Origin of the sequence: Pseudomonas syringae (assembly GCF_021605415.1) — a bacterium.
GTDB lineage: Bacteria > Pseudomonadota > Gammaproteobacteria > Pseudomonadales > Pseudomonadaceae > Aquipseudomonas > Aquipseudomonas syringae_S.
The window spans coordinates 1-573 of the sequence record NZ_WKEQ01000101.1 but is presented as its reverse complement, the minus strand read 5'-3'; the positions used below and the strand labels follow the sequence as shown (position 1 = coordinate 573).

Sequence of the window (573 nt, the reverse complement as noted above, 5' to 3'; positions counted from 1 at the left end):
CCCTGAAACCTCAGCGGTTGTTCGAGTTGTTCACCGCCGCCATGGGTCAGTTCAGTCACCTTTCCATACGCGCTGTATTTCGCCGACCAGACGACGTCGCCGCTGTAGTCGGTGAGTTCCTGCGGTGTGCCGAGGTGGTCGAGTTGGTAGTAGAACGGGCAGGCTTTTTTCGGGCCTTTGCCGTCGAGCATGGCTAGTGGGCGGAAGGTGCCGGGCTCGTAGACGTAGCTGCGGTGGTGCTCGCGGCTGCTTTCGGCGACGAGGGTGTCGCCTTGCCAGAAGAATTCGGTGGTGTGGCTGTCGACGGTTTTGCTGATGCGGCGGCCAAAGGCGTCGTAGCGGTAGCTGGCGGTTTGGCCGTTGGGTTGGGTCAGGCCGATCAGGCGGTGCTGGCTGTCGTAGCGATACTCGGTGACGAGTTTTTGCGCGGTGCCGCGACGTTCGCGGATGAGGTTGCCGAAGGCGTCGTAGTCGTAGTGGCGATCGCCCTGCATCAGCAGGCGGTTGCCGTAGATGTTCGCCGGGCCGGGGCGGTTTTGCATGAGCAGGTTGCCGGCCGGGTCGTGGGCGAAG

At 63.2% G+C, this 573-nt stretch carries 1 protein-coding gene; it reads right to left on the bottom strand.

Annotated features, from left to right (window positions below; all coding sequences use genetic code 11):
* A partial coding sequence (locus GIW69_RS26185) for an RHS domain-containing protein (RefSeq protein WP_236485680.1) occupies positions 1-573 on the bottom strand: 573 nt, incomplete at both ends.